Raw genomic sequence first — 26,543 nt, 5'->3', positions numbered from 1 at the left:
TAGGTGAGGCGCATCACAGCTCTGCGCCTCATTGCCGCTCCCACGAGGAGACCGCTTCCCCCCAGGAGGTGCCGTCATGACGGTCATGGAGCAGCGGGGCGCCTACCGGCCGACCCCGCCCCCAGCTTGGCGACCGAGGACCGACCCCGTGCCGCTGCTGCCGGACCCGGAGCCGTACCGCGTCCTGGGCACCGAGGCCGCCGCGAAGGCCGATCCCGAGCTGCTGCGCCGCCTGTACGCGGAGCTGGTGCGCGGCCGCCGCTACAACACGCAGGCCACGGCTCTGACGAAGCAGGGCAGGCTGGCGGTCTACCCCTCCAGCACCGGTCAGGAGGCCTGCGAGGTGGCGGCCGCCCTGGCCCTGGAGGAGCGGGACTGGCTCTTTCCCAGCTACCGCGACACGCTCGCCGTGGTCGCCCGCGGCCTGGACCCCGTACGCGCCCTGACGCTTCTCCGCGGCGACTGGCACACCGGTTACGACCCGCGTGAGCACCGCATAGCGCCGCTGAGCACGCCTCTCGCCACCCAGCTCCCGCATGCCGTGGGCCTCGCGCACGCCGCGCGTCTCAAGGGCGACGACGTGGTGGCGCTGGCCATGGTCGGCGACGGCGGCACCAGCGAGGGCGACTTCCACGAGGCGCTGAACTTCGCCGCCGTGTGGCAGGCGCCCGTGGTCTTCCTCGTGCAGAACAACGGCTTCGCGATCTCCGTGCCGCTCGCCAAGCAGACCGCGGCACCCTCCCTGGCCCACAAGGCCGTCGGGTACGGCATGCCGGGACGCCTGGTCGACGGCAACGACGCGGCGGCGATGCACGAGGTCCTGAGCGAAGCGGTGTCCCGCGCGCGGCGGGGCGGCGGCCCGACCCTCGTCGAGGCGGTCACCTACCGCATGGAGGCGCACACGAACGCCGACGACGCCACGCGGTACCGCCACGACGCGGAGGTCGACGCCTGGCGCGACCACGATCCGATCACGCTCCTGGAGCGGGAGATGACGGAGCGGGGGCTCCTGGACGACGACACGAAGCGGCAGGTGGGCGAGGACGCCGAGGCCATGGCGGCCGACCTGCGCGCAGGCATGAACCAGGACCCCGTGCTCGACCCCATGGACCTCTTCTCGCACGTGTACGCCGAGCAGACCTCGCAACTGCGCGAGCAGGCGGCACAGTTGCGGGCCGAGCTGGAAGCGGCCTCCGAAGAGGCCGGGGAGGAAGCCCGATGACCACGGTCGCGGCGAAGCCGGCCACCAAACCGGCCACCATGGCCCAGGCGCTCGGACGCGCCCTGCGCGACTCCATGGCCGAGGACCCTTCCGTCCATGTCCTGGGGGAGGACGTCGGCGCGCTCGGCGGTGTCTTCCGGGTCACCGACGGACTCACCGCGGAGTTCGGCGAGGACCGCTGTACGGACACACCGCTCGCCGAGGCGGGCATCCTCGGGGCGGCCGTGGGCATGGCGATGTACGGCCTGCGGCCCGTCGTCGAGATGCAGTTCGACGCGTTCGCCTACCCGGCCTTCGAGCAGCTGCTCTCGCACGTGTCGAAGATGCGCAACCGCACCCGTGGCGCGATGCCGCTGCCCATCACCGTCCGGGTGCCCTACGGCGGTGGGATCGGCGGCGTCGAGCACCACAGCGACTCCTCCGAGGCGTACTACATGGCGACCCCGGGCCTGCACGTCGTCACGCCGGCCACGGTCGCCGACGCCTACGGCCTGCTGCGGGCGTCCATCGCCTCCGACGACCCCGTCGTGTTCCTGGAGCCGAAGAGGCTGTACTGGTCGAAGGCCGACTGGAACCCGGAGAGCCCCGGGACCGTTGAACCGATAGGACGCGCGGTGGTGCGGCGCTCCGGCCGCAGCGCCACGCTGATCACGTACGGACCCTCCGTGCCCGTCTGCCTGGAGGCCGCCGAGGCGGCGCGTGCCGAGGGCTGGGACCTCGAAGTGGTCGATCTGCGCTCCCTGGTGCCTTTCGACGACGAGACGGTCGCCGCGTCCGTCCGGCGCACGGGCCGGGCGGTCGTCGTCCACGAGTCGAACGGCTTCGGCGGTCCCGGGGGAGAGATCGCCGCGCGGGTCACCGAGCGGTGCTTCCACCACCTGGAGGCGCCGGTGCTGCGGGTCGCGGGCTTCGACATCCCGTATCCCCCGCCGATGCTCGAGAAGCACCACCTCCCGGGCGTCGACCGGATCCTCGACACGGTGGCGCGATTGCAGTGGGAGGCGGAGAGCTGATGGCGCAGGTCCTTGAGTTCAAGCTGCCCGACCTCGGTGAGGGACTGACCGAGGCCGAGATCGTCCGCTGGCTCGTCCAGGTCGGGGACGTCGTCGCGGTGGACCAGCCGGTCGTCGAGGTCGAGACGGCCAAGGCGATGGTGGAGGTGCCCTGCCCCTACGGCGGCGTGGTGACGGCCCGGTTCGGCGAGGAGGGCAGCGAGCTGCCCGTCGGGGCGCCTCTGCTGACCGTCGCGGTGGGCGCTCCCGCCGAGGTGCCTGCCCCGGAGGAGCCGGCCGAGCGTGCGCTGCGGACGGCGGCAGCGGACTCCTCCGGCAACGTCCTGGTCGGATACGGCACGGCAGCCGCTCCGGCCCGCCGCAGGAGGCTGCGGCCCGCGCGGGCCGCGGTTCAGCGACAGCAGCGGCCTGCTGTGGCATCCACCGCCTCCGGCACGGCGCGGGTGACCGGGCAAGCCGGTGGGCCCGCCGTTCCCGCGCGCGCGGACGGCCCGGTTCCGGTGATCTCTCCGCTGGTACGCAAGCTGGCCCGTGAGCACGGCGTGGAGCTGCGCGAGCTCCTGGGCTCGGGACCGGACGGGCTGATCACGCGGGCCGACGTGGAGTCCGCCATCGCGGCGGGGCAGACGCCCGTGGCGGGGAGCGAGCGCGTCGGCAGCGGTTCGGTCGCGCGCCAGGCCGGTACGGCATCGAGCCGGACGAGCGAGGCGGCGGCCGAAACGGGCAGGGCCGAGACGCACAGGGCCGAGACGCACAGGGCCGAGACACGCAGGGCCGCGGCGCTCGGCGCGGCGGCTCGCGAGGACGACGAGCTGATCCGCCTGGGGCAGGCCGAGGCGCGCCGCCAGGTGGCGGCAGGAGAGGAGCCCACGCGCGCGGGCAGCGAGTCCCGGCATGCGTTGACCGGTATCCGGGGCCTCGTCGCGGACAAGATGTCCCGCAGCAGGCGCGAGATACCGGAGGCCACCTGCTGGGTCGACGCCGACGCCACCGAACTGCTCGCGGCGCGCACCGCCATGAACGCGGCGGTGCCGGGGCACGGGGGCCAGAAGGTGTCGCTGCTCGCGCTCTTCGCCCGCATCACCGTGGCCGCCCTCGCGCGCTACCCGATGCTGAACTCCAGCGTGGACATGGAGGAGCGGGCGGTGCGGTGCTTCGCCGACATCCACCTGGGGTTCGCCGCGCAGACCGAGCGGGGGCTCGTCGTCCCCGTGGTGCGGCACACGCAGTCGCGGACGACCGCCTCGATCAACGCCGAGCTGATCCGGCTCACGGAGGAGGCGCGTGCCGGGACGCTCACGCCCGGCGAGCTCACTGGGGGCACGTTCACGCTGAACAACTACGGGGTGTTCGGGGTCGACGGATCCACGCCGATCATCAACCACCCCGAGGCCGCGATGCTGGGCGTGGGCCGGATCGTGCCCAAGCCGTGGGTGCACCAGGGCGAGTTGGCGGTGCGGCACGTGGTTCAGCTGTCGCTCACCTTCGACCACCGGGTGTGTGACGGCGGTACGGCGGGCGGGTTCCTGCGCTACGTGGCGGACTGCGTCGAACAGCCGGCGGTGCTCCTGCGGTCGGTGTGACGGGGGTCGGCTGATGTAACTCCCTCGTCGGAAGCGCCCTCCGCGGGGTGGCAATGATCCCCCGTACGCCCATACTCGGGGGGTGACCGCGAACGAAGGTGCCGCGTACGACGTCGTCGTGCTCGCCGGGGGCGGTGCCGCGCGGCTCGGCGGCGCCGACAAGCCCGGCGTGCGCGTGGGCGGGCGTGCGCTGCTCGACCGGGTCCTCGCCGCCTGTTCCGGCGCGGGGACCACGGTCGTGGTGGCCGAGCCGAGACCGACCGCGCGGCCCGTGATGTGGGCGCGCGAGGAGCCGCCGGGGGGCGGGCCGCTGGCCGCGCTGGACGCGGGGCTGCGGTGTACGGCGGCCGAGTACGTGGTGGTGCTCTCCGCCGACCTGCCGTTCGTCGGGGAGCGGACGGTACGACAGTTGCTGACCGTCGCGCGCGAGGGCGCTGTGGACGGGGCCGTACTCGTCGACGCCGGGGGGCGCGAGCAGCCGCTGGTCGCGGCCTACCGGAGCGGGGCGCTGCGGCGGGAGATCGCGGTGCTCGCGGGGTCGGGCGAGGGGAGTGGGGTCTCCGGGTTGCCGCTTCGGTTGCTCACCGCGCGGCTCGATCTGGCCCGGGTGGCGGACCCCGTCGCGGGCTTCGACTGCGACACCTGGGACGACATCGCCGCCGCGCGGGCGCGGATCAGGGAGCATGGGCACGTGTTGGATGAATGGATTTCCGCAGTCAAGGACGAACTGGGCATCGATCTCGACGTCGATACCGGCACCCTCCTCGACCTCGCTCGCGACGCCGCGCACGGCGTTGCCAGGCCCGCGGCACCGCTGACCACCTTCCTCGTCGGCTACGCGGCGGCGCAGGCGGCCATGCGGGGCGGCCCCGCGGCCGGTCCCGAAGCCGTGGCCGAGGCGGCGCGCAAGGCCGCGGCGCTGGCGGCCCGCTGGGCGGACGAGGACCAGCAGGACCCGAAGCCGGGCTCCGCCGCTCCGCAGGCCCCCCGAAACCTTCAGGCGCAGGCGCCGCGGGACCCGCAGGCGCCGCGGGACCCGCAGGCACCGCGGGGCCCCCAGGGGCCGTCGGCACCCCAGGCGTCGTCGGCGCCTCAGGCGCCACGGGACCCTCAGGCGCCACGGGACCCTCAGGCGCCGTCGGCTCCCCAGGCAGCACAAGGCTCCCAGGCAGCACAGGGCCCCCAGGCGCGGCGGGACCCTCAAGTGCCACCATCACCCCAGGCGACCCCAGACCCTGAGGCGCCCCGAGCCTCCCAGGCGTTCCCAGGCCCTGAGGCGAGCCGAGCTCCGCGAGACCCCGAGGCGCCCCGACCCCCGCGCGCTCCGCGGGACCCCGAAGCGCCCCGAGCTCCGCGAGACCCAGAGGCCCCACGCAACCCTCAGGCCCCCCACGCCCCACAGGCGCAGGCCCCCCAGACCCCCCAGACCCCTTCGGACGTCGAATGAGTGGGCAGTCGGCGGCGGATGCCGAGCTTGATCAGGCTCTTGCCCTGGTGAACGAGGGGCGGAAGGGAGACCGCGGGCCTGGAGGGCATGGAGAGGGGCACGGGAGCATTCCGCACGCCACGGCTGCGGGCGGATCGGCTGCGGGCGGATCGGCTGCGGGCGGGTCGGCGGCGGGGGCGGCGTCCGCAGCCCCCGCGCCGCACGGAGCCATGCCCAACGCCCCCGGCGAGGACAAGCACCGCGACATCACTCCCTGGGACGTGGCCCGCGCGCGGGCTGCGCGAGCCGCTCGGGCGCCCGAGGGGGAGGCCGCTTCGGTGCCCCTGACCCAGGCGCTCGGGATGGTTCTGGCCACCCCGCTCACCGCCCTCACCGATCTGCCCTCCTTCGACACCTCCGCCATGGACGGCTGGGCGGTGGCGGGTCCGGGCCCCTGGGACGTACGCGCCGACGGGGTTCTCGCCGGGGACGGTCAGTCGGTGCCGCTCGGTGACGGCGAGGCGGTGCGCATCGCGACGGGTGCCGGTATCCCGAGGGACGCCACCGCGGTCCTGCGCACCGAGCACGGCCACATCGACGACAAGAACAGGCTGTTCGCACGGCGTGACCTGGTGCAGGGCCAGGACATCCGCCCACGCGGCCAGGAGTGCCGTTCCGGCGACCATCTGCTGCCGTCCGGGTCCCTGGTCACGCCCGCCGTGCTCGGCCTGGCGGCGGCCGCCGGATACGACACGCTCGCCACCGTCCGCCGGCCCCGCGCCGAAGTCCTCGTACTCGGTGACGAGTTGCTGACCGAAGGGCTGCCGCACGAAGGGCTCATCCGGGACGCGCTCGGCCCGATGCTGCCGCCGTGGCTGCGGGCGCTCGGCGCCGAGGTCACCGAGGTCCGGCGGCTCGGCGATGACGCCAAGGCGCTGTACGAGGCGATCACGAAGTCCACGGCCGACCTCATCGTCACGACGGGCGGCACCGCGGCCGGTCCCGTCGACCACGTCCACCCCACGCTGAGCCGTATCGGTGCCGAGCTGCTCGTGGACGGTGTCGCGGTACGCCCCGGGCACCCCATGCTGCTCGCCCGTATCAGGACGGACCAGCACCTCGTCGGGCTGCCGGGCAACCCGCTCGCCGCGGTCTCCGGTCTGCTCACGCTGGCCGAACCCCTGCTGCGTACGCTGACCGGACGGGCGTTCGGACATGGCGGCCCCGCCATGTTCACCGCTCCGGTGCGTGAAGCCGTGCAGGGTCACCCGTACGACACCCGGCTCGTGCCCGTCACGCTGCGCGGCGAGGTCGCCGTACCCCTGCGCTTCAACGGTCCCGCCATGCTGCGGGGCATCGCGGCGGCCGACGGGCTCGCGGTGGTCCCGTCCGGTGGGGCGCGGCAGGGGCAGGAACTGGAGATCCTGGACCTGCCGTGGGCCGTGACCGGCGAACTCGGCGAGCTCAGCGAGCTCGGCACGGAGTGTTTCACGTGAAACTTCCCGGACACGACGCCATCGCCCGCGACCCCGCCGAGCACCACACGACGCATCGGATCAAGTTGCCGCAGCGTGTGGTCGAGCGGCCGTTGCGGCAGGTCACGCGGCGTCTGGCGATGGCCTTGCTGGTGCTCGCCCTGACGACGTTCATAGTGTGGGTGGACCGCAGCGGGTACCACGACAACTCCGACGGGAGCGTCGACTTCCTCGACGCCGCCTACTACGCGACGGTCACGCTCTCCACCACGGGATACGGCGACATCGTCCCGTACAGCGACAGCGCGCGGCTCACCAACATTCTGCTGATCACGCCGCTGCGCGTGCTCTTCCTGATCATTCTGGTCGGCACCACTCTCGAAGTGCTGACGGAACGGACGCGCGAGGAATGGCGTCTGTCCCGCTGGAGGTCCAACTTGCGTGAACACACTGTTGTCGTCGGCTTCGGCACGAAGGGCCGGTCGGCGATCCAGACCGTCTGCGCGACCGGCCTGAAGCCGGAGCAGATCGTGGTGGTCGACCCGAGCGCGAAGGTGATCGACGCGGCTACGGCGGAGGGGTTCGCCGGGGTCCTCGGCGACGCGACGCGCAGTGATGTGCTGCTCCGGGCCGAGGTGCAGCGCGCCCGGCAGATCATCATCGCGACGCAGCGGGACGACACGGCGGTGCTTGTCGCGCTCACGGCGCGGCAGTTGAACCGTGGCGCGAAGATCGTGGCGGCGGTGCGCGAGGAGGAGAACGCGCCGCTCCTTCGGCAGAGCGGGGCCGACGCCGTCATCACCAGTGCGAGTGCGGCTGGGCGGCTGCTCGGGCTTTCCGTGCTCAGTCCCAGTGCGGGCATGGTCATGGAGGACCTCATTCAGCAGGGCACGGGGCTCGATCTCGTTGAGCGGCCGGTCATAAAGGCCGAGGCGGGGCGGGGGGTCCGGGAGACGGACGATCTCGTCGTGAGTGTGGTGCGGGGGCATCGGGTGCTGGGGTACGACGATCCGGCCGTCGGGAAGCTGCAGTTGACCGACCGGCTGATCACGATCGTCAGGGCGACGCCTACGGCTGTGGTCGCGCCTGACGTCAAGCCTTTGCGGGGGGACTGAGGGGACTTAGGGGACTGGGGGGACGGAGGGGATTGCTGAGGGGGCTTTGGGCGCCGTCCCTCCCGGCCCTCGCCCGGAGTCGTGGCTCTGTGCGCGGTACCCCGCGCCCCTGAACCGTCCTGGGCCTCCCTGGCCCGCCTCGGCTCGCCTTGGCTCGCCCTCCCGGGTTTCCGGCTCCGGAGTAGCCTCGAAGCTATGTATGCGATCACGATCCCCGAACCCGGTGGGCCCGAAGCGCTGGTGTGGGCGGAGGTGCCCGATCCCGTGCCCGGTGAGGGCGAGGTGCTGGTCGAGGTGGTGGCCGGTGCCGTGAACCGCGCCGATCTGCTGCAGCGGCAGGGCTTCTACAACCCGCCGCCCGGCGCGTCCCCCTACCCCGGACTCGAATGCTCCGGCCGGATCACCGCGCTCGGCCCCGGCGTCTCCGGCTGGGCGGTGGGCGACGAGGTGTGCGCGCTGCTCTCCGGCGGTGGCTACGCCGAGCAGGTCGCCGTGCCGGCAGGCCAGCTGCTTCCCGTGCCCGAGGGCGTCGACCTCGTGACGGCGGCCGCGCTGCCCGAGGTCACGTCGACCGTATGGTCCAACGTCTTCATGATTTCTCACCTGCGGCCCGGCGAGACGCTGCTCGCGCACGGCGGTTCCAGCGGCATCGGCACCATGGCCATCCAGCTGGCCAAGGCCGTCGGCGCGAAGGTCGCCGTCACGGCGGGCAGCAAGGAGAAGCTGGCGTACTGCGGGGAACTGGGCGCCGACATCCTCATCAACTACCGCGAGCAGGACTTCGTCGAGGAGATCGAGCGGGCCACGGACGGGGCCGGCGCGGACGTCATCCTCGACAACATGGGCGCCAAGTACCTGGACCGCAACGTGCAGGCCCTCGCCGTCAACGGCCGGCTCGCCATCATCGGCATGCAGGGCGGGGCCAAGGGTGAGCTGAACATCGGCGCGCTGCTCAGCAAGCGTGCCGCCGTCACCGCCACCTCGCTCCGCGCCCGCCCCACCGCCGAGAAGGCATCGATCATCGCGGCGGTACGGGAACACGTCTGGCCGCTGATCAGCGCGGGGCACGTACGGCCGATCGTCGACCGTACGGTGCCGATGCGTGACGCGGCGGCCGCGCACCGGATCCTTGAGGAGAGCAGCCACATCGGGAAGGTCCTGCTCCAGCGATAGCGCTAGCGGATCGCCCGCCGCCGTTAGCGCCGGCCCCTCGGCCGCCTGCCCGCCCGCCCGTATGGACGGACCAAGATGCCGGATTCATCCCGTCATGTGACGCTTGATCCTGGTGCAGGGTCCAACGCGATGGACCATGCGGCCCATGCGACCCATTCAGCGGGAGGGGGTCGGCGCGATGCGCTACGCCAGGGGCTCGTCCGTGGCGACAGCCATGCTGCTCGCCGTGCTCGCGTCCACCGCGACCGAACCGGTAGCCCAAGCGGCTGTGCGGCCGGCCGAGCGGGCCGTCGCGCCCACGCCCGTCGGCCCGCTCACATTCGTCGACGAGACGGCCCGTGCGGGCAGCCGCCCCGGCGAGGGCCGTGAACGGCCGGGCGGCGTGAACCCGCAGCTCCCCGATCCGCCGCCACCGCCCCCCGAACCGTCCCCGTACGTGCCCCCGCACGAGATGCCGCCGGCCGCCGCGGCGCACCGGGACGCCGTCCCCGGCGGCACGGAACGGGAGCCGGCCGGGCCCGTACTGCCCGGTCTCCGCGTCCTGCCGCTCGGCGGCGGCCTGTTCCTCATCGGCCTCGGCCTCGGCTTCCTCGGGCTGCGGCTGCGGCGCGGCTGAGGCGCGGCTGAGGCGCGGCTGAGGGTGGATCACCTTCGTATGGGGGCACCACCGGTAAGTGAGGGACGGGTACGAGAGAATGGCGGCATGGAGATGCCGAGGAGCGAACGGTCGTCGGAGAGCCCCCAGGTCCTGGTCGTGGGCCAGGACGGGATGGCTCTCGGTGGCGGCGGAGACGACGAATCCCGCGAGGTTCCGGTGACGGAGATGGTCGAACAGCCGGCCAAGGTCATGCGCATCGGGAGCATGATCAAGCAGCTTCTCGAGGAGGTGCGGGCGGCTCCTCTCGACGAGGCGAGCAGGGTCCGCCTCAAGGAAATCCACGCAAGTTCGGTCAAGGAGCTGGAGGACGGGCTGGCCCCTGAGCTCGTCGAGGAGCTGGAGCGGCTCTCGCTGCCGTTCACCGACGACTCGACGCCGAGCGACGCGGAACTGCGGATCGCGCAGGCACAGTTGGTCGGCTGGCTGGAGGGCCTTTTCCACGGGATCCAGACGACGCTGTTCGCCCAGCAGATGGCCGCGCGGGCCCAGCTGGAGTCGATGCGCCGCGCGCTGCCGCCCGGCGTGGGCGGCGGCGAGGACGACGACGAGGGCGGCCTCGCGGGCCGCACGGGCGGTCCCTACCTGTAGAACACGTGGGCCGTCTGGTCCGCTTGGCCGCCTGGGCCGGACATCCGTACGTGGAAGGGCCCGGCACGCGTCACGCGTGCCGGGCCCTTCCACGTACGAAGCCCTAGGCCGGATTACCCGAGGACACGTCGAACTGGATGTCCAGACCCTTGGGGTCGACCTCCGTGCCTTCCTTCGGGACCTGCCGCATCACGGTGTCCTTGCCGTAGGCGTTCTCGTCGACCTTGCGCTTGTCGTAGTTCCACCCGGCGGCCTGGAGGCAGGACAGCACCGACTTCCAGTCCCTGAAGGTGAAGTCGGGGACCTTGATCTTGTTCTCGTCGTTGTAGCCCACGTCGGGCTCGGTGCACTTTTCCTTGTCGATGACCTGGTTACGGTCGGGGCCCTTGTAACCCGCCACCGGCTGCTTCGACTTGTCGTCCGAGGCTTCCTTGCCGCCGTCGTCGCCGTTGAGGGAGATCGCCGTGATCAGGCCGCCGATGGCCAGGAGGGCGACGACGATGGAGCCGATGACCACCGGCATGTTCTTCTTGCCCGAGCCGGACGCGCCGGAGGAACCGGAGGAGCCAGGCGAGCCGTTCGACGGGGACGCTGCCGTGGGGGGCTGCGGCGAGAGGTTGTACGGCGGCGGGGTGTGCGCGCCCTGCTGGGGGGCGTAGGCGTTGACCGGCGTCGGGGTCTGGTAGCCCTGCTGCGGGTAGCCGTAGCCCGGCGTGGGCGCCGGCGTGGACGGGCCGTAAGGATTCGGCTGGTACGGGGTCTGGACCGAGCCGCCCTGCTGCGGGAGCGAGGAGTCGACCGGCGGGAAGACCGCGGAGCCGACGCCCGCGCCGCTCGCCGTCGGGGCGCCGGGGACGATGCTGGGGGCCGCCGCCTGGAAGGACTGGGCCACGCGCAGGCACTCGTCCCGCATGGACTCGGCGGTCGGGAAACGCTCGTTCGGGTTCTTCTTGAGCGCGCGGGCGACGATCGCGTCGACCGCCGGGGGCAGCGAACGGTTGATCGAGGAGGGAGCGACCGGCTCCTCCTGGACGTGTGCGTACGCTATGGCCAGCGGCGAGTCCGCCTCGAACGGCAGCCGCCCGGTGACCAGTTGGAAGAGCATGATGCCGACCGAGTAGAGGTCGGAGCGCGCGTCGACGCCGCGGCCGAGCGCCTGTTCGGGCGAGAGGTACTGCGGGGTGCCGACGACCATGCCGGTCTGCGTCATCGACGTGACGCCCGACTGCATGGCGCGGGCGATGCCGAAGTCCATGACCTTGACGACGTTGCGCTTGGTCATCATGACGTTGCCGGGCTTGATGTCGCGGTGGACCAGGCCCATCTCGTGGCTGATCTCCAGCGCCGCGAGCACATCCGCGGTGATCTTCAGCGCCTGGTCGGTCGGCATCGCGCCGTACTGGCGGACCGCCGTGTCGAGCACCGAGCCGAGCGGCTGGCCCTCGACGTACTCCATGACGATGTACGGCATCGGGCCGCCGTCCGCCGCGCCGGAGCCGTCGGCCAGCGTGTCCTCGCCCGTGTCGAAGACCGACACGATATTCGTGTGAGTGAGCTTCGCCACCGACTGGGCCTCGCGGCGGAAGCGTTCACGGAAGGACTGTTCGCGGCCGAGCTCGGTGTGAAGCGTCTTGATCGCGACTTGGCGATCGAGAACGGCGTCGTACGCCAGGTGCACCGAGGCCATGCCGCCCTCGCCGAGCAGGTCGCGCAGTTGGTAGCGGCCACCGGCCAGCGAACGCCCCGCGTACCGCCCCTGTGCGCCGTCCTGGCTGCTCATCTCGTGCGTCCCCCATCGGCGCGGGTGCCGGACGGCTCCGCGGCTGGTGATCGATTACCGCTATTCCAGGCCAAGTCTGCCCGAGGGCGATGCCACGTCAAGCTCGGTGCCCGTTCCGTGACCGTACGCGCAAGAAGCGTCTCGGAAGCGTTACAAGTTTGCGCATGAGCCCCCGGGAAGGCTTTGATGACCGGTCCACCTCGAATCAGGGGGTGGTTCGAAGGCTGTAGCGTGGCCGACGGAGTACCCCGTATCGCGATGTACCCGGTACCTAAGTACCACGACCAGAAACGACGGCGAGGACTGATGGCACAGACGCAGCGCGCTCAGGGCCCGTCCGACCCCGAGGCGACTGGCGGCGGTATGTCTGACGCGCCTGAGTTGTGGGGCAATGGCGGGCTCGTCGGCGACGGCCGGTACCGACTGACGCACAGGCTCGGCCGGGGCGGCATGGCCGAGGTGTTCGCGGCCGAGGACGTACGTCTGGGACGTACGGTCGCGGTCAAACTGCTCCGCTCCGACCTCGCCGAGGACCCGGTCTCCAAGGCCCGCTTCACCCGTGAGGCGCAGTCCGTCGCCGGTCTCAACCACCACGCTGTGGTGGCCGTGTACGACTCCGGTGAAGACCAGGTCGGGCCGAACGTCGTCCCGTACATCGTCATGGAGATCGTCGAGGGCCGGACGATCCGTGATCTGCTGATCAACGCGGAGGCGCCGGGCCCCGAGCAGGCCCTGATCATCGTGTCGGGCGTGCTCGAAGCGCTCGCCTACTCGCACCAGCACGGCATCGTGCACCGCGACATCAAACCGGCGAACGTCATCATCACCCACGCCGGTGCGGTGAAGGTGATGGACTTCGGCATCGCGCGCGCCCTGCACGGCGCGCAGTCGACGATGACGCAGACCGGCATGGTCATGGGCACGCCCCAGTACCTGTCGCCCGAGCAGGCGCTCGGCAAGGCCGTCGACCACCGCTCCGACCTGTACGCGACCGGCTGCCTGCTCTACGAACTGCTCGCCCTGCGGCCGCCGTTCACCGGCGAGACGCCGCTCTCCGTGGTCTACCAGCACGTCCAGGACCAGGCGGTACCGCCCTCCGAGGTCTCGGACGCGGCGCCGCCGGAGCTGGACGGGCTCGTCATGCGCTCCCTGGCCAAGGACCCGGACGACCGGTTCCAGACGGCCGAGGAGATGCGCGGCCTCATCCAGTACGCGCTCCAGATGCTGCACGAGCAGGGCAGCCACACGGGCACCTGGAACACCGGGCCCGTCGACATGCACGAGGGCGGCAACACTCCGGCGATGGGCGTCGCGGGGGCGGGCGCGATGGCGCACCCGGACTCCGGGACCGCGCAGATCCCCGGCCCCATGCTGCGTCCGCCGGGCGGTGACGACGGCGGCTTCGACGGCTCCCACCACGGGGGCAAGGGCGGCGGCCGGGGCAAGGTGTGGATCGTCGTCGTGCTCGCGGTCATCGCGATCGCGGTGGGGGTCGCGTTCGCGCTGAGCGCGGCCGACAAGAAGGACAAGAAGGACACGCCGACCACTCCTTCGACCAAGCAGTCGCAGGAGAAGAAGCCCAGCAAGAGCGCGGACGACGAGACGACGGACGAGGAGACGGAACCGGAGGAGGGCACCGGGGAGCAGACGGACTATCCGCCGCAGACGAATCAGCCGACGGGCCCGTCGCGGCCGACCACCGGTCCGACTCAGCCGACCCAGGACCCGACGCAGCCCACGCAGGATCCGACCACGACGGATCCCACGGACGATCCGACCACTGAGCCCACGGAAGATCCGCCGGACACCTCGGACCCGCTCGGTGGCGGCGACCAGGTCGGCGGCACCGGGGGCGACACCGAGGAGTGAGCCCCGCCCGGCGGAAGGCCCGCGGCTAGGACGTCGCGAGTTCCCGGTCGTGACCGGCGTGGAACGTGTGGACCCTGGTGACCTGGGGCTCTATCCGCAGGTACACCGGGTCGAAGAGCTCGCCGTCGGCCAAGTGGGGCGTGGGGCCGAAGCGATCGAGGGCCGCGTTCGTCGGGTCGACCGCCGCGCAGAGGCCGATGAGCTGTACGGTCCAGCGGCCGTCGCGGGCCGAGGCCTCGTTCAGGTTGTCGGCGCCGTACGCGACGACGCTGCCCACGCACGCCTGGTGGTAGTCGTATCCCCGGTGCATCCGCAGCAGCAGCCTGCCGTCGACGACGATGTGCCGGGCCGCAGCCAGGAAGGGCAGGGCGCGCATGCTGCTCGCCACCCGGCCGTAGGCGGTGCGGCTGAGCAGTTCGAAGGCGAGCTGTTCGTCGGTGGGCATGGCAACCACCTTCACGCACGGACGCGGTGCCGGAAAAGGGGCCCCGGCCCCCTCACGGAGGGACCTAAGTCCCTTGCCGCACTCCCCTGTGGCACCGGAGGCATCCCGTCCGCCGCGCCGGAGGCACCCGTCAGCGCCGCTCCGCCTGGAGGCGGGCCACGTACGCCGCCGCCTGCGAGCGCCGCTCCATGCCGAGCTTCGAGAGCAGGCTGGAGACGTAGTTCTTGATGGTCTTCTCGGCGAGGTGCAGCCGCTCGCCGATGACACGGTTGGTCAGGCCCTCGCCGATCAGGTCGAGGATCTTCCGCTCCTGGTCGGTGAGGCCGGCGAGGCGGTCGTCGCCCTTGGGGTTGTTGCCGTCGCGCAGGCGCTCGAGGACGCGGGCCGTGGCGACGGGGTCCAGGAGGGACTTTCCGGCGGCGACGTCACGGACGGCGGTCAGGAGTTCGTTGCCGCGGATGGCCTTGAGGACATAACCGGACGCACCGGCCATGATCGCGTCGAAGAGCGCCTCGTCGTCGGCGAACGACGTGAGCATCAGGCACTTGATGTCCTCGTTGTGCGAACGGATCTCGCGGCACACCTCGACACCGCTGCCGTCCGGCAGCCGCACATCGAGCACGGCGACGTTAGGCCGGGTCGCCGGGATCCTGACCAGGGCGTCTGCCGCGGTGCCCGCCTCGCCGACGACCTCGATGTCGGCTTCCACGGAGAGCAGCTCATGGACTCCACGGCGCACCACTTCATGGTCGTCGAGGAGAAAAACCGTAATTTTTCCGTCTTCGCGCACGGAGTCAGTCTCACACACGATCTCTTTTGGCGCCGGGGCGGAACCCTTCCCGTTCCCGGGGTGGCCGGGATAACGTGCCCGTGTTCCGGCCCCCTGCCAGGCTGTGATCAGTGCTGTGACCAGGAAGTGTTCCCCATTCTCTCGGTTTACTCGGAAATCCAAGCAATCGGTGTGTGGCCGTTTACTTGGAAATCCAAGCAAATTCGCAGGTCAGATGGGGTTTCACAGAATTGGTGAGCACTGGGTAACGTGCATTGTGCAGGGCGCTCGCCGGGGCACCTGTCACGCCTGTTCCCGGCCGAGCGCACCCACCCCGTGCGCGGGCACGGATCAGGCGAGCCGCACTGGCCTACCCGGTAACCCCCGGGGGCCGGACCGACGGAGGAGCACACGTGACCGTGGAGAGCACCGCCGCGCGCAAACCGCGCCGCAGCAGTACCGGCGGCGGCAAGCGCGCCAGCGCGAAGAAGGCCGCGCCGCAGCAGAGCACGGAGCCCGAGCTCGTACAGCTCCTGACCCCCGAGGGCAAGCGGGTCAAGAGCGCGAGGACGGCCGAGTACGACACCTATGTCGCCGACATCACCGCCGAGGAGCTGCGCGGTCTGTACCGCGACATGGTCCTCACCCGGCGCTTCGACGCCGAGGCCACCTCGCTCCAGCGCCAGGGCGAGCTGGGCCTGTGGGCGTCGCTGCTCGGCCAGGAGGCCGCTCAGATCGGCTCCGGGCGGGCCACCCGCGACGACGACTACGTGTTCCCCACGTACCGCGAGCACGGCGTCGCATGGTGCCGGGGGGTCGACCCGACGAACCTGCTCGGGATGTTCCGCGGCGTGAACAACGGCGGCTGGGACCCGAACACCAACAACTTCCACCTGTACACGATCGTCATCGGCTCGCAGACGCTGCACGCCACCGGCTACGCCATGGGCGTCGCCAAGGACGGTGCCGACTCGGCCGTGATCGCGTACTTCGGCGACGGTGCCTCCAGCCAGGGCGACGTGGCCGAGTCGTTCACGTTCTCCGCGGTCTACAACGCGCCGGTCGTGTTCTTCTGCCAGAACAACCAGTGGGCCATCTCCGAGCCGACCGAGAAGCAGACCCGCGTGCCGCTCTACCAGCGCGCGCAGGGCTACGGCTTCCCGGGCGTGCGGGTCGACGGCAACGACGTCCTCGCCGTCCTCGCGGTGACGAAGTGGGCCCTGGAGCGGGCCAGGAACGGCGAGGGCCCGGCGCTGATCGAGGCGTTCACGTACCGCATGGGCGCCCACACGACCTCCGACGACCCGAGCAAGTACCGCAACGACGACGAGCGGGTGGCCTGGGAGGCCAAGGACCCGATTCTGCGGCTGCGGGCGTACCTGGAGTCCGAAGGCCACGCGGACGAGGGCTTCTTCGCGGAACTCGACGACGAGAGCGAAACGTTGGGCAAGCGAGTGCGAGAGGTGGTGCGGGCGATGCCGGACCCTGACCTGATGGCCATCTTCGAGAACGCGTACGCCGACGGGCACGCCCTCGTCGACGAGGAGCGCGCCCAGTTCGCCGCCTACCAGGCGTCGTTCGCGGACGCCCCCGCGGCCGGGGAGGACAAGTAACCATGGCTGTCCAGAAACTGCCGATCGCCAAGGCGATCAACGAATCGCTGCGCACGGCGCTGGAGAACGACCCCAAGGTCCTCATCATGGGCGAGGACGTCGGCAAGCTCGGCGGCGTCTTCCGCGTCACGGACGGGCTCCAGAAGGACTTCGGCGAGGACCGGGTCATCGACACCCCGCTCGCCGAGTCCGGCATCGTGGGCACGGCCATCGGCCTGGCGCTGCGCGGGTACCGCCCGGTGGTGGAGATCCAGTTCGACGGCTTCGTCTTCCCGGCGTACGACCAGATCGTCACGCAGCTCGCGAAGATGCACGCCCGCGCGCTCGGCAAGATCAAGATGCCGGTCGTCATCCGCATTCCCTACGGCGGTGGCATCGGCGCCGTCGAGCACCACAGCGAGTCGCCCGAGGCGCTCTTCGCGCACGTGGCGGGCCTGAAGGTGGTCTCCCCGTCGAATTCGGCGGATGCCTACTGGATGATGCAGCAGGCCATCCAGAGCGACGACCCGGTGATCTTCTTCGAGCCGAAGAGGCGGTACTGGGACAAGGGCGAGGTCGACAAGGAGTCGATCCCCGGGCCCCTGCACAAGGCCGTCGTCGCCCGCGAGGGCAGCGACCTCACGCTCGTCGCGTACGGCCCGATGGTGAAGGTGTGCCTGGAGGCGGCAGCGGCGGCCGCGGAGGAGGGCAAGTCCCTGGAGGTCGTGGACCTGCGCTCCATGTCGCCGCTCGACTTCGACACCGTGCAGGCCTCGGTGGAGAAGACGCGGCGGCTCGTCGTCGTCCACGAGGCCCCGGTCTTCCTGGGGACGGGCGCGGAGATCGCGGCCCGCATCACCGAGCGGTGCTTCTACCACCTGGAGGCCCCGGTGCTGAGGGTCGGCGGCTATCACGCCCCGTATCCGCCGGCGCGGCTCGAAGAGGAGTACCTGCCGGGTCTCGACAGGGTGCTCGACACCGTCGACCGCTCGCTGGCGTACTGAGGGAGAGGGTCGTGACGACGATGACAGACACTGCTCTTGCAGAGTTCAAGATGCCGGACGTGGGCGAGGGGCTCACCGAGGCGGAGATCCTCAAGTGGTTCGTGGCGGTCGGTGACACCGTCACCGACGGCCAGGTCGTGTGCGAGGTCGAGACGGCGAAGGCGGCTGTGGAGCTGCCCATCCCGTTCAACGGCGTCGTACGCGAGCTGCGCTTCCCCGAGGGCACGACGGTCGATGTCGGCCAGGTGATCATCGCGGTGGACGTGTCGGGCGGTGCGGACGCTCCGGCTCCCGCCACTGCGGCCCCCGCCGCGCAGACCACCCAGCAGACCACCGCCCCGGCCGAGGCCGGCGCCCCCGCCCAGGCCGCCGCGCCCGCGGAGGAGGCCGCCCCCGAGGGACGGCAGCCCGTGCTCGTGGGGTACGGGGTAGCCGCGTCCTCGACCAAGCGGCGGGCCCGCAAGACCGAGGCGACCGGCGTCAACGGCACGGCGGAGGCCCCGGCCGCCGCCCCCGTGGCGGAGCCCGAGCCGCGGCCGGCCGCCGCTCGCCCCGACCTGAACGGCCACGCCCCGCGCCCGCTCGCCAAGCCCCCCGTGCGCAAGCTCGCCAAGGACCTCGGTGTCGACCTCGCGACGGTCACGCCGTCCGGGCCCGACGGGATCATCACCAGGGAGGACGTCCACGCGGCGGTCGCCCCGGCGGCGCACCCCGAGGCCCCGGCACCGCAGGCCACACCCGCCCCCGTGCAGGCAGCCCCCGCGCAGGCCGCCCCCGCACAGGCCCCCGTGGCGAGCACGGACGCCCGTGAGACCCGTATCCCCGTCAAGGGCGTCCGCAAGGCCACCGCGCAGGCGATGGTCGGCTCGGCGTTCAGCGCGCCGCACGTCACGGAGTTCGTGACGGTCGACGTGACGCGGACGATGAAGCTGGTCGAGGAGCTCAAGCAGGACAAGGCGTTCGAGGGGCTGCGGGCCAATCCGCTGCTGCTGATCTCCAAGGCCCTGCTCGTGGCGATCAAGCGGAACCCCGAGGTGAACGCCGCGTGGGACGAGGCCAACCAGGAGATCGTCCAGAAGCACTATGTGAACCTGGGCATCGCCGCCGCCACCCCGCGCGGTCTGATCGTGCCGAACATCAAGGACGCGCACGCCAAGACCCTGCCGGAGCTGGCCGCGTCCCTCGGTGAGCTGGTCACCACGGCCCGCGCGGGCAAGACCTCGCCCGGTGCCATGCAGGGCGGCACGGTCACGATCACGAACGTCGGCGTCTTCGGCGTCGACACGGGCACGCCGATCCTGAACCCCGGCGAGTCCGCGATCCTCGCGGTCGGCTCGATCAAGCTCCAGCCGTGGGTCCACAAGGGCAAGGTCAAGCCGCGCCAGGTGACGACCCTCGCGCTCTCCTTCGACCACCGGCTGGTGGACGGGGAGCTCGGCTCCAAGGTGCTCGCCGATGTGGCGGCCATCCTTGAGCGGCCGAAGAGGCTCCTGACCTGGGCGTAGAGCCAGAAGAAGAGGGGGCCTGCCGCGATGCCGCGGCAGGCCCCCTCTTCTCGTTCCGGGTGACCGGACGTCACGCCACCTTGAAGCCGTAGTCGAGCAGCTTCTTCGCGTCCGAGGTGCGGGCGTTCACCGAGGACGAGGTCAGGACGGTGCCGACGACCGTCTTGCCGTTGCGGGTCGCGGCGAAGACGAGGCAGTACTTCGCCTCCGGGCCGGAGCCCGTCTTCACACCGATGGCGCCGCGGTAGGAGCCGAGGAGGTTGTTGGTGTTCTTCCACGACATGTAGCGGTAGCCGCCGGACTTCGTGGTGACCTTCTGCTTCGTCGACTTCGTCTTCACGACCGTGCGGAACGTGGAGTACTTCATCGCGCTGCGGGCGAGCTTCGTCAGGTCGCGCGGCGTCGAGTAGTTCTTGCCGTGACCGATGCCGTCGAACGAGTCGAAGTGCGTGTTCTTGAGGTCCAGGCTCTTGGCCGTGCTGTTCATCTGGCCGATGAAGCTCTTCACACGGGCCTTGCGCGTCGAGCCCTTGCCGAACTTGTCGGCGAGCGCGTACGCGGCGTCACAGCCCGAGGGCAGCATCAGCCCGTAGAGGAGCTGGCGGACGGTGACCTTGTCACCGACGATCAGACGGGCCGAGGAGGCGTAGTTGTTGTCGACGATGTAGTCGCCGTACGCCTTCTGGATCTTGACCTTGGAATCCAGGTTGAGGTTCCGCTGGCCGAGCACCACGCGCGCCGTCATGATCTTCGTCGTGGAGCCGGTGGAGCGGCGGGTGTCGGCGGACTTGGTGAAAAGGCTCTTGCCGGTGCCGCTGTTCATCGCGTAGCCGCCCTTGGCGACGATCGACGGCTTCGGAGGTGCGGCCGCTTGGGCCGGGGTGGTGAGGGCGCCGCCGGCCAGTATCGCGCTCGCGGTGATGGTGACGGTCGATACGCGACGTACGCCCTTGATGCCGGTTTTCAAGTTCTTCGCTCCAAATGCCCTTGGGCTGCGGCCACATGAGGGGGCCGCTCACCTCTATGACGAGCGAGGTCCCTGAATGGATGTACGGAAAACGCCGCCAGTTGCCGGTGTTCCGCATTCCGGCATATGGACCCGGGCTCCCCGTGTATACGTGTTGTATCTATGCTGTGCGCATGCCAGCCAGAGCCCTGACAGCCGCCACCACGAGCACCTCAAGCACCGCCGTCAAGCAGCCGCCCGCCGCGGAACGTGTCTACGCCCACGTCAAGCAGGCCGTCCTCGAACGCCGCTACGAGGGCGGCACCCTCCTCACCGAGGGCGAGCTCGCCGAGGCCGTGGGGGTCTCCCGCACCCCGGTGCGCGAGGCGCTGCTGAAGCTCGAGGTGGAGGGGCTGCTGCGGCTCTACCCGAAGAAGGGGGCCCTCGTGCTGCCCGTCTCCGCGCAGGAGATCGCGGACGTCGTCGAGACGCGGCTGCTCGTGGAGACGCACTCGGTGCGCAAGGCCGTGCCCGCGCCCGCCGCGCTCCTCGCCCGCCTCGCGGAACTCCTCGACCGGCAGCGGGCGCAGGCCGCCGTGGGGGACTTCGCCGCCGCGGCCGTCACCGACCGCTGCTTCCACGCGGAGATCGTGCGCAGCGGCGGCAACGAGATCCTCTCCCGGCTCTACGACCAGCTCCGCGACCGGCAGCTCAGGATGGGCGTGGCCGTGATGCACTCCCACCCCGACCGGATCGCCAAGACGCTGGCGGAGCACGAGGAGATCCTCGCCGCGCTGGTGGCCGGCGACGCCGACGCGGCGGTCGCGGTCGTCACGCGGCACGTCGGCTGGTTCCAGAACCTGGCGCGGGGTGAGGTCCGATGAGCTCGGCCTCCTCCCCCGTCTCGCTGCCCAGCGATCCTCCTGGCGGCAGGAAGGCCGTCCTCGTCTGGTCGATCGGCGTCTCCGTCTACTTCGTCGCCGTCATCTTCCGGACCTCGCTCGGCGTCGCCGGGCTCGACGCCGCCGACCGCTTCCACGTCAACGCCTCGGCCCTGTCGACGTTCTCCATCCTCCAGCTCCTCGTCTACGCGGGCATGCAGATACCCGTCGGCCTGATGGTCGACCGGCTCGGCACCAAGAAGGTGCTGACCATCGGCGTGGTGCTGTTCACGGTGGGACAGCTCGGCTTCGCGTTCTCGCCCTCGTACGCGATGGCGCTCGTCGCGCGCGCCCTGCTCGGCTGCGGCGACGCGCTGACCTTCATCAGCGTGCTGCGGCTCGGCACCCGCTGGTTCCCCGCCCGGCGCGGACCGCAGGTCGCCCAGCTCGCGGGCCTCGTCGGCATGGCGGGCAACCTCGTCTCGACGCTGGTCCTCGCCCGGCTGCTGCACTCCGTCGGCTGGACCGCGGCCTTCGCGGGCAGCGCGCTCTGCGGCGTCGTCGTCCTCGTCCTGACGTCGCTGTTCCTGAAGGACCACCCCGAGGGCCACGCGCCGGAGCCGGTGGCCCACACCGGGGCCGCCTACGTCCGCCGCCAGATAGCCCTGTCCTGGCGCGAGCCCGGCACCCGGCTCGGGATGTGGGTGCACTTCACCACGCAGTTCCCCGCGATGGTCTTCCTGCTGCTCTGGGGCCTGCCGTTCCTCGTCGAGGCGCAGGGCCTCTCCCGGGCGACCGCGGGCGAGCTGCTCACCCTCGTCGTGCTCTCCAACATGGTGATAGGCCTCGTCTACGGGCAGATCGTCGCCCGGCACCACGAGGCGCGGCTCCCGCTGGCACTGGGCACGATCGGGGCCACGGCGACCGCCTGGGCGGCCACGCTGGCCTACCCGGGGGACCACGCCCCGATGTGGCTCCTGATCGTGCTGTGCGCCGTGCTCGGCGCCTGCGGGCCCGCGTCGATGATCGGCTTCGACTTCGCGCGGCCCGCGAACCCGCCGGAGCGGCAGGGCACGGCCTCGGGCATCACCAACATGGGCGGCTTCGTCGCCTCCATGACGACGCTGCTCGCGGTCGGCGTGCTGCTCGACGCCACCGGACAGGACTATCGCGTGGCGTTCTCCGCGGTGTTCGTCCTGGAGGCGGTGGGGCTCAGCCAGATCCTGCGGCTCCGGCGGCGGGCGGACCGCCGGGAGCGCGAGCAGCTCGTGGCCAGCCGCGTGGAGGCCGTGCACGTACCGGCGTGAGGCATGGGCGCTACGGCGTCACCGCGAAGTTGCGCAGGATCGCTTCCGCGAGGTCCTGGTCGCCCTCGGCCTTGATGTCGTCGGCCACGGACGCGTACGTCACGCGTCCGCAGGCGAGTCTGAAGTAGGTCTCCCAGCCGAGGCCGATGGTGACGAGCGGGCCCAGCGACGGGGTGCTGTCCACCGTCCCCCTGCCCTCCGCGTTCACGCGGACCGTGCGCAGGAACTCGACGGGGCCGCTCACGTCGAAGACCACCGCCGAGTTCGCGGGGGCGCCCGCCAGCTTGGCGACGACCTTCGGGAGGCCCTGGAGGAGGAGGTCCCGGGCGACGTACGCGCCGGGGGAGTCGAGGCTGCCGGGTCTGCGCAGCGTCGTCCGCAGGTCCTGCTCGTGCACCCACACGTCGAACGCCCGCGTCCGCATGGCCAGTTCGAGGGTCTGCTCGGAGCCGAGGGGGCCGCGGATCTTCGTCGAGGGCTCCCGCGACTCGTTCCGCAGCTGACGCGAGCGGCGGATGATCGTGTACTCCAGCTCGGAGGTCATCTCCGGTGCGGTGTGGTGACGCCGCACGTCGACCTGCATCTCCATGTACCGCTGGCCCTCGGTCTGCACGTGGTACAGATCGCGGGGGAGGGTGTGGATGGGGCGCGGGTCGCCCAGCATCTCGCAGTCGAGGCCTATGACGTGCGAGACGATGTCCCGCACCGACCAGCCGGGGCAGGGCGTGGCCCAGTTCCACTCCCCCTCGGCGAGCGGCGACACCAGCTCGGATATCGCTTCCACTGAGTGTGTCCAGGCGTCGGCGTAGTTTTGCAGGCTGGGATGGAGACTCACGGGACCCCTCGGCGGTCGTACGCGGGCGGTGGGTGTCTGAGTGGCGTCGTGGGGGTCCGGGGGGGTCCCCCGGAAAATCACAGTACGCTGCCCATAGGCACCCCGGCAGTGCTTTCGTGTGACGATCGTAGGCTGTGCCTGACGGTGATGGACGGATCCGAATGCCAGGACGGTGGTAGTGTGCGCGCCTCTCTCATCCAGATCGCCGTAGACGAGGGCGAACCGGTCAATTCCCGCCGTGAGCGCGTCTCTTCGCTCGTACGCGACGTCGCCGCGAGGGAGCGTCCCGATCTCGTCGTGCTGCCGGAGCTGTGGACCACCGGCGCCTTCGCCTACGACTCCTTCGCGGCCGAGGCCGAGCCGCTTCAAGGGCCCACGTACGAAGCCATGGCGAAGGCGGCGGGCGACGCGGGTGTGTGGCTGCACGCCGGGTCCGTCCCGGAGCGGGACCCGGACGGCTCCCTCTACAACACCTCCCTGGTCTTCTCCCCCGACGGCGGGCCGGCCGCCACGTACCGGAAGATCCACCGCTTCGGCTTCGACAAGGGCGAGGCGGTCCTGATGGGCGCGGGCTCCGAACTGGTGACGGTGCGCACGCCGGACGCCACCCTCGGCCTCGCCACCTGCTACGACCTGCGTTTCCCCGAGCTGTTCCGGGGCCTGGTGGACGCGGGCGCCGAGATGTTCGTCGTACCGGCGGGCTGGCCCGCGCGGCGGCGCGAGCACTGGACGCTGCTCGCCAGGGCGCGGGCGGTCGAGGACCAGGTGTACGTCCTGGCGTGCGGCACCGGCGGCACGCACGCGGGCGTGGACCAGGCCGGACACAGCGTCGTGGTCGACCCGTGGGGCGAGGTGCTCGCGGAGGCGGGCGACGGCGAGGAGGTCCTGACCGTGGACCTGGACCCCGCCAAGGTCGCCGCCACCCGGGAGCAGTTCCCGGCGCTGAAGGACCGCGTCCTCGGCTCACCGGCGCCCCGCCGCTGAGCCGCCCCGCCGTGGCGGGTCAGTAGCCCCTGCGCTCCTGTTCGGGGTCGACGACCGTGGTCGGCGCGACCGGCGGCACGACCGCCCGCCTGCGCCGGGCGATGCTGGTGAACGCGGCGACGCCGATGAGTCCCACCGCCATCATGACGAGACCGGCGACGGTGACGTTGAAGCCCTCCATCTTCCAGTCGGTCGCGAACGTGAGAATGGCGCCCACGGCGATGAGAATGATGCATCCGCCCAGGCCCATATGGACCGCCTCCCTGTGTCGTGGCTGCGCCGACCGTGTACCCGGCTCCGCCACCGCCACACGGGACAGCGGAGCCCCGGCCGCACAACGGCCGGGGCTCCGCATCGATCAGAGGCCGCGTCAGCTCTCCAGGAACGCCACGAGCGCGTTGGCCAGGAGGTACGGGTCGTCCGCGCCGCACAGTTCGCGCACGCTGTGCATGGACAGGATCGCGACGCCGATGTCGACGGTCTTGATGCCGTGCCGGGCCGCCGTGATGGGGCCGATCGTCGTGCCGCACGGCATCGCGTTGTTGGAGACGAACGACTGGAACGGCACGCCCGCCTTCTCGCACGCGGCGGCGAACACCGAGCGCCCCGCGCCGTCCGTGGCGTAGCGGTTGTTGACGTTCACCTTGAGGATCGGGCCGCCGTTGGCGCGCGGGTGGTGCGTGGGGTCGTGCCGCTCGGCGTAGTTGGGGTGCACGGCGTGACCGGTGTCGGAGGAGAGGCAGACGGTGCCGGCGAAGGCCCGCGCCCGGTCCTCGTACGAGCCGCCGCGGGCGAACACCGACCGTTCGAGGACCGAGCCGAGGAGCGGGCCGTCGGCGCCGGTGTCCGACTGCGAGCCGTTCTCCTCGTGGTCGAAGGCGGCGAACACGGGGATGTACGGCAGGTCCTCGCGGCCGGAGACGGCGGTGAGGGCGGCCGTCGCCGCGTGCACGGACAGGAGGTTGTCCATGCGGGGGCCCGCGACGAGCTCGCGGTCGCGGCCGAGGAAGGCGGGCGGCTCGATGGAGTACGTCATGAGGTCCCAGCCGGTGACGTCACCCTCGCCGAGGCCGGTCTCCTCCTCCAGGAAGCGGATGAGGTCGCCCTCGTGGACGTCGTCGCCGAGGCCCCAGATGGGCTGCATGTGCCGCTGCTTGTCGAGCTTGAGCCCGTCGGTGTGGACGGAGCGGTCCATGTGGATGGCGAGCTGCGGCACGCGGAGCAGCGGCCGGTCGATGTTCACGAGCCGCGTGGTGCCGTCGCGCAGCGAGAGGCGCCCGGCGAGGCCGAGGTCGCGGTCCAGCCAGGAGTTGAGCAGCGGCCCGCCGTAGATCTCCACGGCGACCTGGCGCCAGCCGTGGCCGCCCGCGTCGGGCTGCGGCTTCACGCGGAGGTTGGGGGAGTCGGTGTGCGCGCCGACGATGCGGAAGGGGGTGTGGGCCGCGGCGCCCTCGGGGACGTACCAGGCGACGATGGCGCCGCCCCGGAGCACGTACTTGCCGCCGGTCGTACCGTCCCAGGCCTCGGTCTCCTCGACCTGCCGGAAACCGGCCTTCTCCAGCCGCTCGGCGGCGCTCGCCACCGCGTGGTACGGCGTGGGGCTCGCCGCGAGGAAGGTCATGAGGTCTTCGGTGTGGCCGCGGTCGAAGGGGCCGGAGGATGTACGCATGGCTGTCAGCCTAATGGGGGCACCGCCCGTACGACGTGGTGCTCAGAGGCGGTCGATCTCGGTGAGGTCGATGTCGATGGTGAACGGCACCGCGAGCTTCAGCCGGTCGTGGTGGATGCCTGTGGGCGCGTAGACGCGGGTGTGCGGGTCGAGTTCGAAGGTGTGGACGGCGGGCCGCTTGTTCTCGTCCATCCTGACCAGCCAGTAGTGCCGGATCCCGGCCGCCGCGTACTTGCGGGGCTTGGTGTCCTGGTCGCGCTCCTCGGAGTCGGGCGAGACGACCTCCACGGCGAGCAGGACGTCCTCCGCGCGGTAGCGCGTCTGTGTCTGGTCGGCGTCGGCCTCCGCGGTCACGACCACGAGATCCGGCTCGGGCGCCTGCCTGCGGCCGAGGACGACGGCCATCTCGCGGCGGACCCGCAGATGCTCGGGAACGGTGGTGCGCAGGCCCTGTTCCAAGAGGTACATGGCGAGCGTGTGGAACTTGCGCTGCGGACTCACGAAGATCAGGCTCCCGTCGATCAACTCTGTGTGCGGCGGGAGGTCGAGGCTGAAGAATTCGTCCGTCGTGTAGCCGTCCTGGGGCGGCATCGGCCACGCCGAGCCGTCGGGCTGGAGTGCGTGCAGCGCTTCGGTGCGGGCTTCGGCGGTCATGGTTCCTCCCATGGACGGGATTCTCGGCCGTTGGTTCAGCGTACCCAGCG

23 protein-coding genes and 1 pseudogene are annotated in these 26,543 nt (G+C 71.3%); 16 read left to right on the top strand and 8 right to left on the bottom strand.

The genetic code is table 11. From position 1 onward, the window contains the following. Positions 1–76: 76 nt before the first annotated feature. The 9 genes and pseudogenes from pdhA (ACZ6JY_RS05610) (at position 77) to ACZ6JY_RS05570 (ending at position 10,253) form a co-directional block, all read left to right on the top strand. Entirely contained in the window at positions 77–1,222 is a 1,146-nt protein-coding gene (gene pdhA / locus ACZ6JY_RS05610; RefSeq protein ID WP_469192540.1) for a pyruvate dehydrogenase (acetyl-transferring) E1 component subunit alpha, read from the top strand. Continuing rightward, a complete protein-coding gene (locus ACZ6JY_RS05605) occupies positions 1,219–2,235 on the top strand; it encodes an alpha-ketoacid dehydrogenase subunit beta (RefSeq protein WP_469192538.1) in 1,017 nt (338 codons plus the stop codon). The genes pdhA (ACZ6JY_RS05610) and ACZ6JY_RS05605 overlap by 4 nt, the downstream gene beginning before the upstream one ends. Then, positions 2,235–3,818 carry a dihydrolipoamide acetyltransferase family protein gene (locus tag ACZ6JY_RS05600; RefSeq protein ID WP_469192536.1) on the top strand — a complete coding sequence of 528 codons (1,584 nt, stop codon included), beginning with the start codon at positions 2,235–2,237 and terminating at the stop codon, positions 3,816–3,818. Before ACZ6JY_RS05605 ends, ACZ6JY_RS05600 begins: the two co-directional genes overlap by 1 nt. 82 nt (positions 3,819–3,900) lie before the next feature. Continuing rightward, positions 3,901–4,791, top strand: a pseudogene (locus ACZ6JY_RS05595) (NTP transferase domain-containing protein); the annotation flags it as partial. 470 nt (positions 4,792–5,261) lie between these two features. After that, positions 5,262–6,740 carry a molybdopterin molybdotransferase MoeA gene (locus ACZ6JY_RS05590; RefSeq protein ID WP_469192534.1) on the top strand — a complete coding sequence of 493 codons (1,479 nt, stop codon included), beginning with the start codon at positions 5,262–5,264 and terminating at the stop codon, positions 6,738–6,740. Next, positions 6,737–7,834, top strand: coding sequence for a potassium channel family protein (locus ACZ6JY_RS05585; RefSeq protein WP_469192532.1), 1,098 nt, complete (start codon positions 6,737–6,739; stop codon positions 7,832–7,834). The genes ACZ6JY_RS05590 and ACZ6JY_RS05585 overlap by 4 nt, the downstream gene beginning before the upstream one ends. A 195-nt stretch (positions 7,835–8,029) precedes the next feature. Then, positions 8,030–9,007 carry an NAD(P)H-quinone oxidoreductase gene (locus ACZ6JY_RS05580; protein ID WP_469192530.1) on the top strand — a complete coding sequence of 326 codons (978 nt, stop codon included), beginning with the start codon at positions 8,030–8,032 and terminating at the stop codon, positions 9,005–9,007. A 145-nt stretch (positions 9,008–9,152) separates the two neighbouring features. Then, complete coding sequence (locus ACZ6JY_RS05575) at positions 9,153–9,623, top strand: hypothetical protein (RefSeq protein ID WP_469192529.1); 471 nt, start codon at positions 9,153–9,155, stop codon at positions 9,621–9,623. An 87-nt stretch (positions 9,624–9,710) separates the two neighbouring features. Continuing rightward, positions 9,711–10,253: a bacterial proteasome activator family protein gene (locus ACZ6JY_RS05570; RefSeq protein WP_469192528.1), complete on the top strand. Its 543-nt coding sequence runs from the start codon at positions 9,711–9,713 to the stop codon at positions 10,251–10,253. Positions 10,254–10,356: 103 nt separating this feature from the next. On the opposite strand, the gene ACZ6JY_RS05565 is transcribed toward ACZ6JY_RS05570, so the two are convergent. Continuing rightward, complete coding sequence (locus tag ACZ6JY_RS05565; RefSeq protein WP_469192526.1) at positions 10,357–12,033, bottom strand: protein kinase domain-containing protein; 1,677 nt, start codon at positions 12,031–12,033, stop codon at positions 10,357–10,359. Positions 12,034–12,339: 306 nt separating this feature from the next. Here ACZ6JY_RS05565 and ACZ6JY_RS05560 point away from each other — a divergent pair, with 306 nt between their 5' ends. After that, complete coding sequence (locus ACZ6JY_RS05560; RefSeq protein ID WP_469192524.1) at positions 12,340–13,902, top strand: protein kinase domain-containing protein; 1,563 nt, start codon at positions 12,340–12,342, stop codon at positions 13,900–13,902. Between the two features lie 25 nt (positions 13,903–13,927). Here ACZ6JY_RS05560 and ACZ6JY_RS05555 read toward each other — a convergent pair whose 3' ends face one another. Then, on the bottom strand, positions 13,928–14,347 hold the full coding sequence (locus ACZ6JY_RS05555) for a pyridoxamine 5'-phosphate oxidase family protein (protein WP_469192522.1): 420 nt from the start codon (positions 14,345–14,347) through the stop codon (positions 13,928–13,930). Positions 14,348–14,477: 130 nt separating this feature from the next. Beyond that, entirely contained in the window at positions 14,478–15,137 is a 660-nt protein-coding gene (locus ACZ6JY_RS05550) for a response regulator (RefSeq protein WP_469192520.1), read from the bottom strand. Between the two features lie 392 nt (positions 15,138–15,529). Between ACZ6JY_RS05550 and pdhA (ACZ6JY_RS05545) the strand changes: the two genes are divergently transcribed. The 3 genes from pdhA (ACZ6JY_RS05545) to ACZ6JY_RS05535 are packed head-to-tail and all read left to right on the top strand — an operon-like array spanning position 15,530 to position 19,217. Next, the gene (gene pdhA, locus ACZ6JY_RS05545) at positions 15,530–16,729 is read left to right on the top strand and encodes a pyruvate dehydrogenase (acetyl-transferring) E1 component subunit alpha (RefSeq protein WP_469192518.1); all 1,200 of its coding nucleotides are present in this window, start codon (positions 15,530–15,532) and stop codon (positions 16,727–16,729) included. A gap of 2 nt (positions 16,730–16,731) precedes the next feature. Then, the gene (locus ACZ6JY_RS05540; protein ID WP_469192516.1) at positions 16,732–17,712 is read left to right on the top strand and encodes an alpha-ketoacid dehydrogenase subunit beta; all 981 of its coding nucleotides are present in this window, start codon (positions 16,732–16,734) and stop codon (positions 17,710–17,712) included. A gap of 11 nt (positions 17,713–17,723) precedes the next feature. Further along, on the top strand, positions 17,724–19,217 hold the full coding sequence (locus tag ACZ6JY_RS05535) for a dihydrolipoamide acetyltransferase family protein (RefSeq protein ID WP_469192514.1): 1,494 nt from the start codon (positions 17,724–17,726) through the stop codon (positions 19,215–19,217). 70 nt (positions 19,218–19,287) lie between these two features. On the opposite strand, the gene ACZ6JY_RS05530 is transcribed toward ACZ6JY_RS05535, so the two are convergent. Beyond that, positions 19,288–20,184 (bottom strand): D-alanyl-D-alanine carboxypeptidase family protein, encoded by an 897-nt coding sequence (locus ACZ6JY_RS05530; protein WP_469192512.1) that lies wholly within the window; start codon positions 20,182–20,184, stop codon positions 19,288–19,290. 173 nt (positions 20,185–20,357) lie between these two features. Here ACZ6JY_RS05530 and ACZ6JY_RS05525 point away from each other — a divergent pair, with 173 nt between their 5' ends. Continuing rightward, entirely contained in the window at positions 20,358–21,047 is a 690-nt protein-coding gene (locus ACZ6JY_RS05525; protein WP_469192510.1) for a GntR family transcriptional regulator, read from the top strand. Continuing rightward, positions 21,044–22,351 carry an MFS transporter gene (locus ACZ6JY_RS05520; RefSeq protein ID WP_469192508.1) on the top strand — a complete coding sequence of 436 codons (1,308 nt, stop codon included), beginning with the start codon at positions 21,044–21,046 and terminating at the stop codon, positions 22,349–22,351. Before ACZ6JY_RS05525 ends, ACZ6JY_RS05520 begins: the two co-directional genes overlap by 4 nt. Before the next feature lie 10 nt (positions 22,352–22,361). Here ACZ6JY_RS05520 and ACZ6JY_RS05515 read toward each other — a convergent pair whose 3' ends face one another. Further along, positions 22,362–23,186, bottom strand: coding sequence for a maleylpyruvate isomerase family mycothiol-dependent enzyme (locus tag ACZ6JY_RS05515; RefSeq protein WP_469192506.1), 825 nt, complete (start codon positions 23,184–23,186; stop codon positions 22,362–22,364). A gap of 180 nt (positions 23,187–23,366) precedes the next feature. Here ACZ6JY_RS05515 and ACZ6JY_RS05510 point away from each other — a divergent pair, with 180 nt between their 5' ends. Further along, entirely contained in the window at positions 23,367–24,170 is an 804-nt protein-coding gene (locus ACZ6JY_RS05510) for a carbon-nitrogen family hydrolase (RefSeq protein ID WP_469192505.1), read from the top strand. Positions 24,171–24,189: 19 nt separating this feature from the next. On the opposite strand, the gene ACZ6JY_RS05505 is transcribed toward ACZ6JY_RS05510, so the two are convergent. From ACZ6JY_RS05505 to ACZ6JY_RS05495, 3 genes are all read right to left on the bottom strand, one after another. Beyond that, entirely contained in the window at positions 24,190–24,420 is a 231-nt protein-coding gene (locus tag ACZ6JY_RS05505; RefSeq protein ID WP_469192503.1) for a hypothetical protein, read from the bottom strand. Between the two features lie 120 nt (positions 24,421–24,540). Next, complete coding sequence (locus ACZ6JY_RS05500) at positions 24,541–25,839, bottom strand: M18 family aminopeptidase (protein WP_469192501.1); 1,299 nt, start codon at positions 25,837–25,839, stop codon at positions 24,541–24,543. Positions 25,840–25,881: 42 nt separating this feature from the next. Then, positions 25,882–26,493, bottom strand: coding sequence for a Uma2 family endonuclease (locus ACZ6JY_RS05495; protein WP_469192499.1), 612 nt, complete (start codon positions 26,491–26,493; stop codon positions 25,882–25,884). Between the last annotated feature and the right edge of the window lie 50 nt (positions 26,494–26,543).

This window comes from Streptomyces sp. NPDC046335, from assembly GCF_055587985.1.
This window is presented reverse-complemented; position numbering and strand designations above follow the sequence as displayed.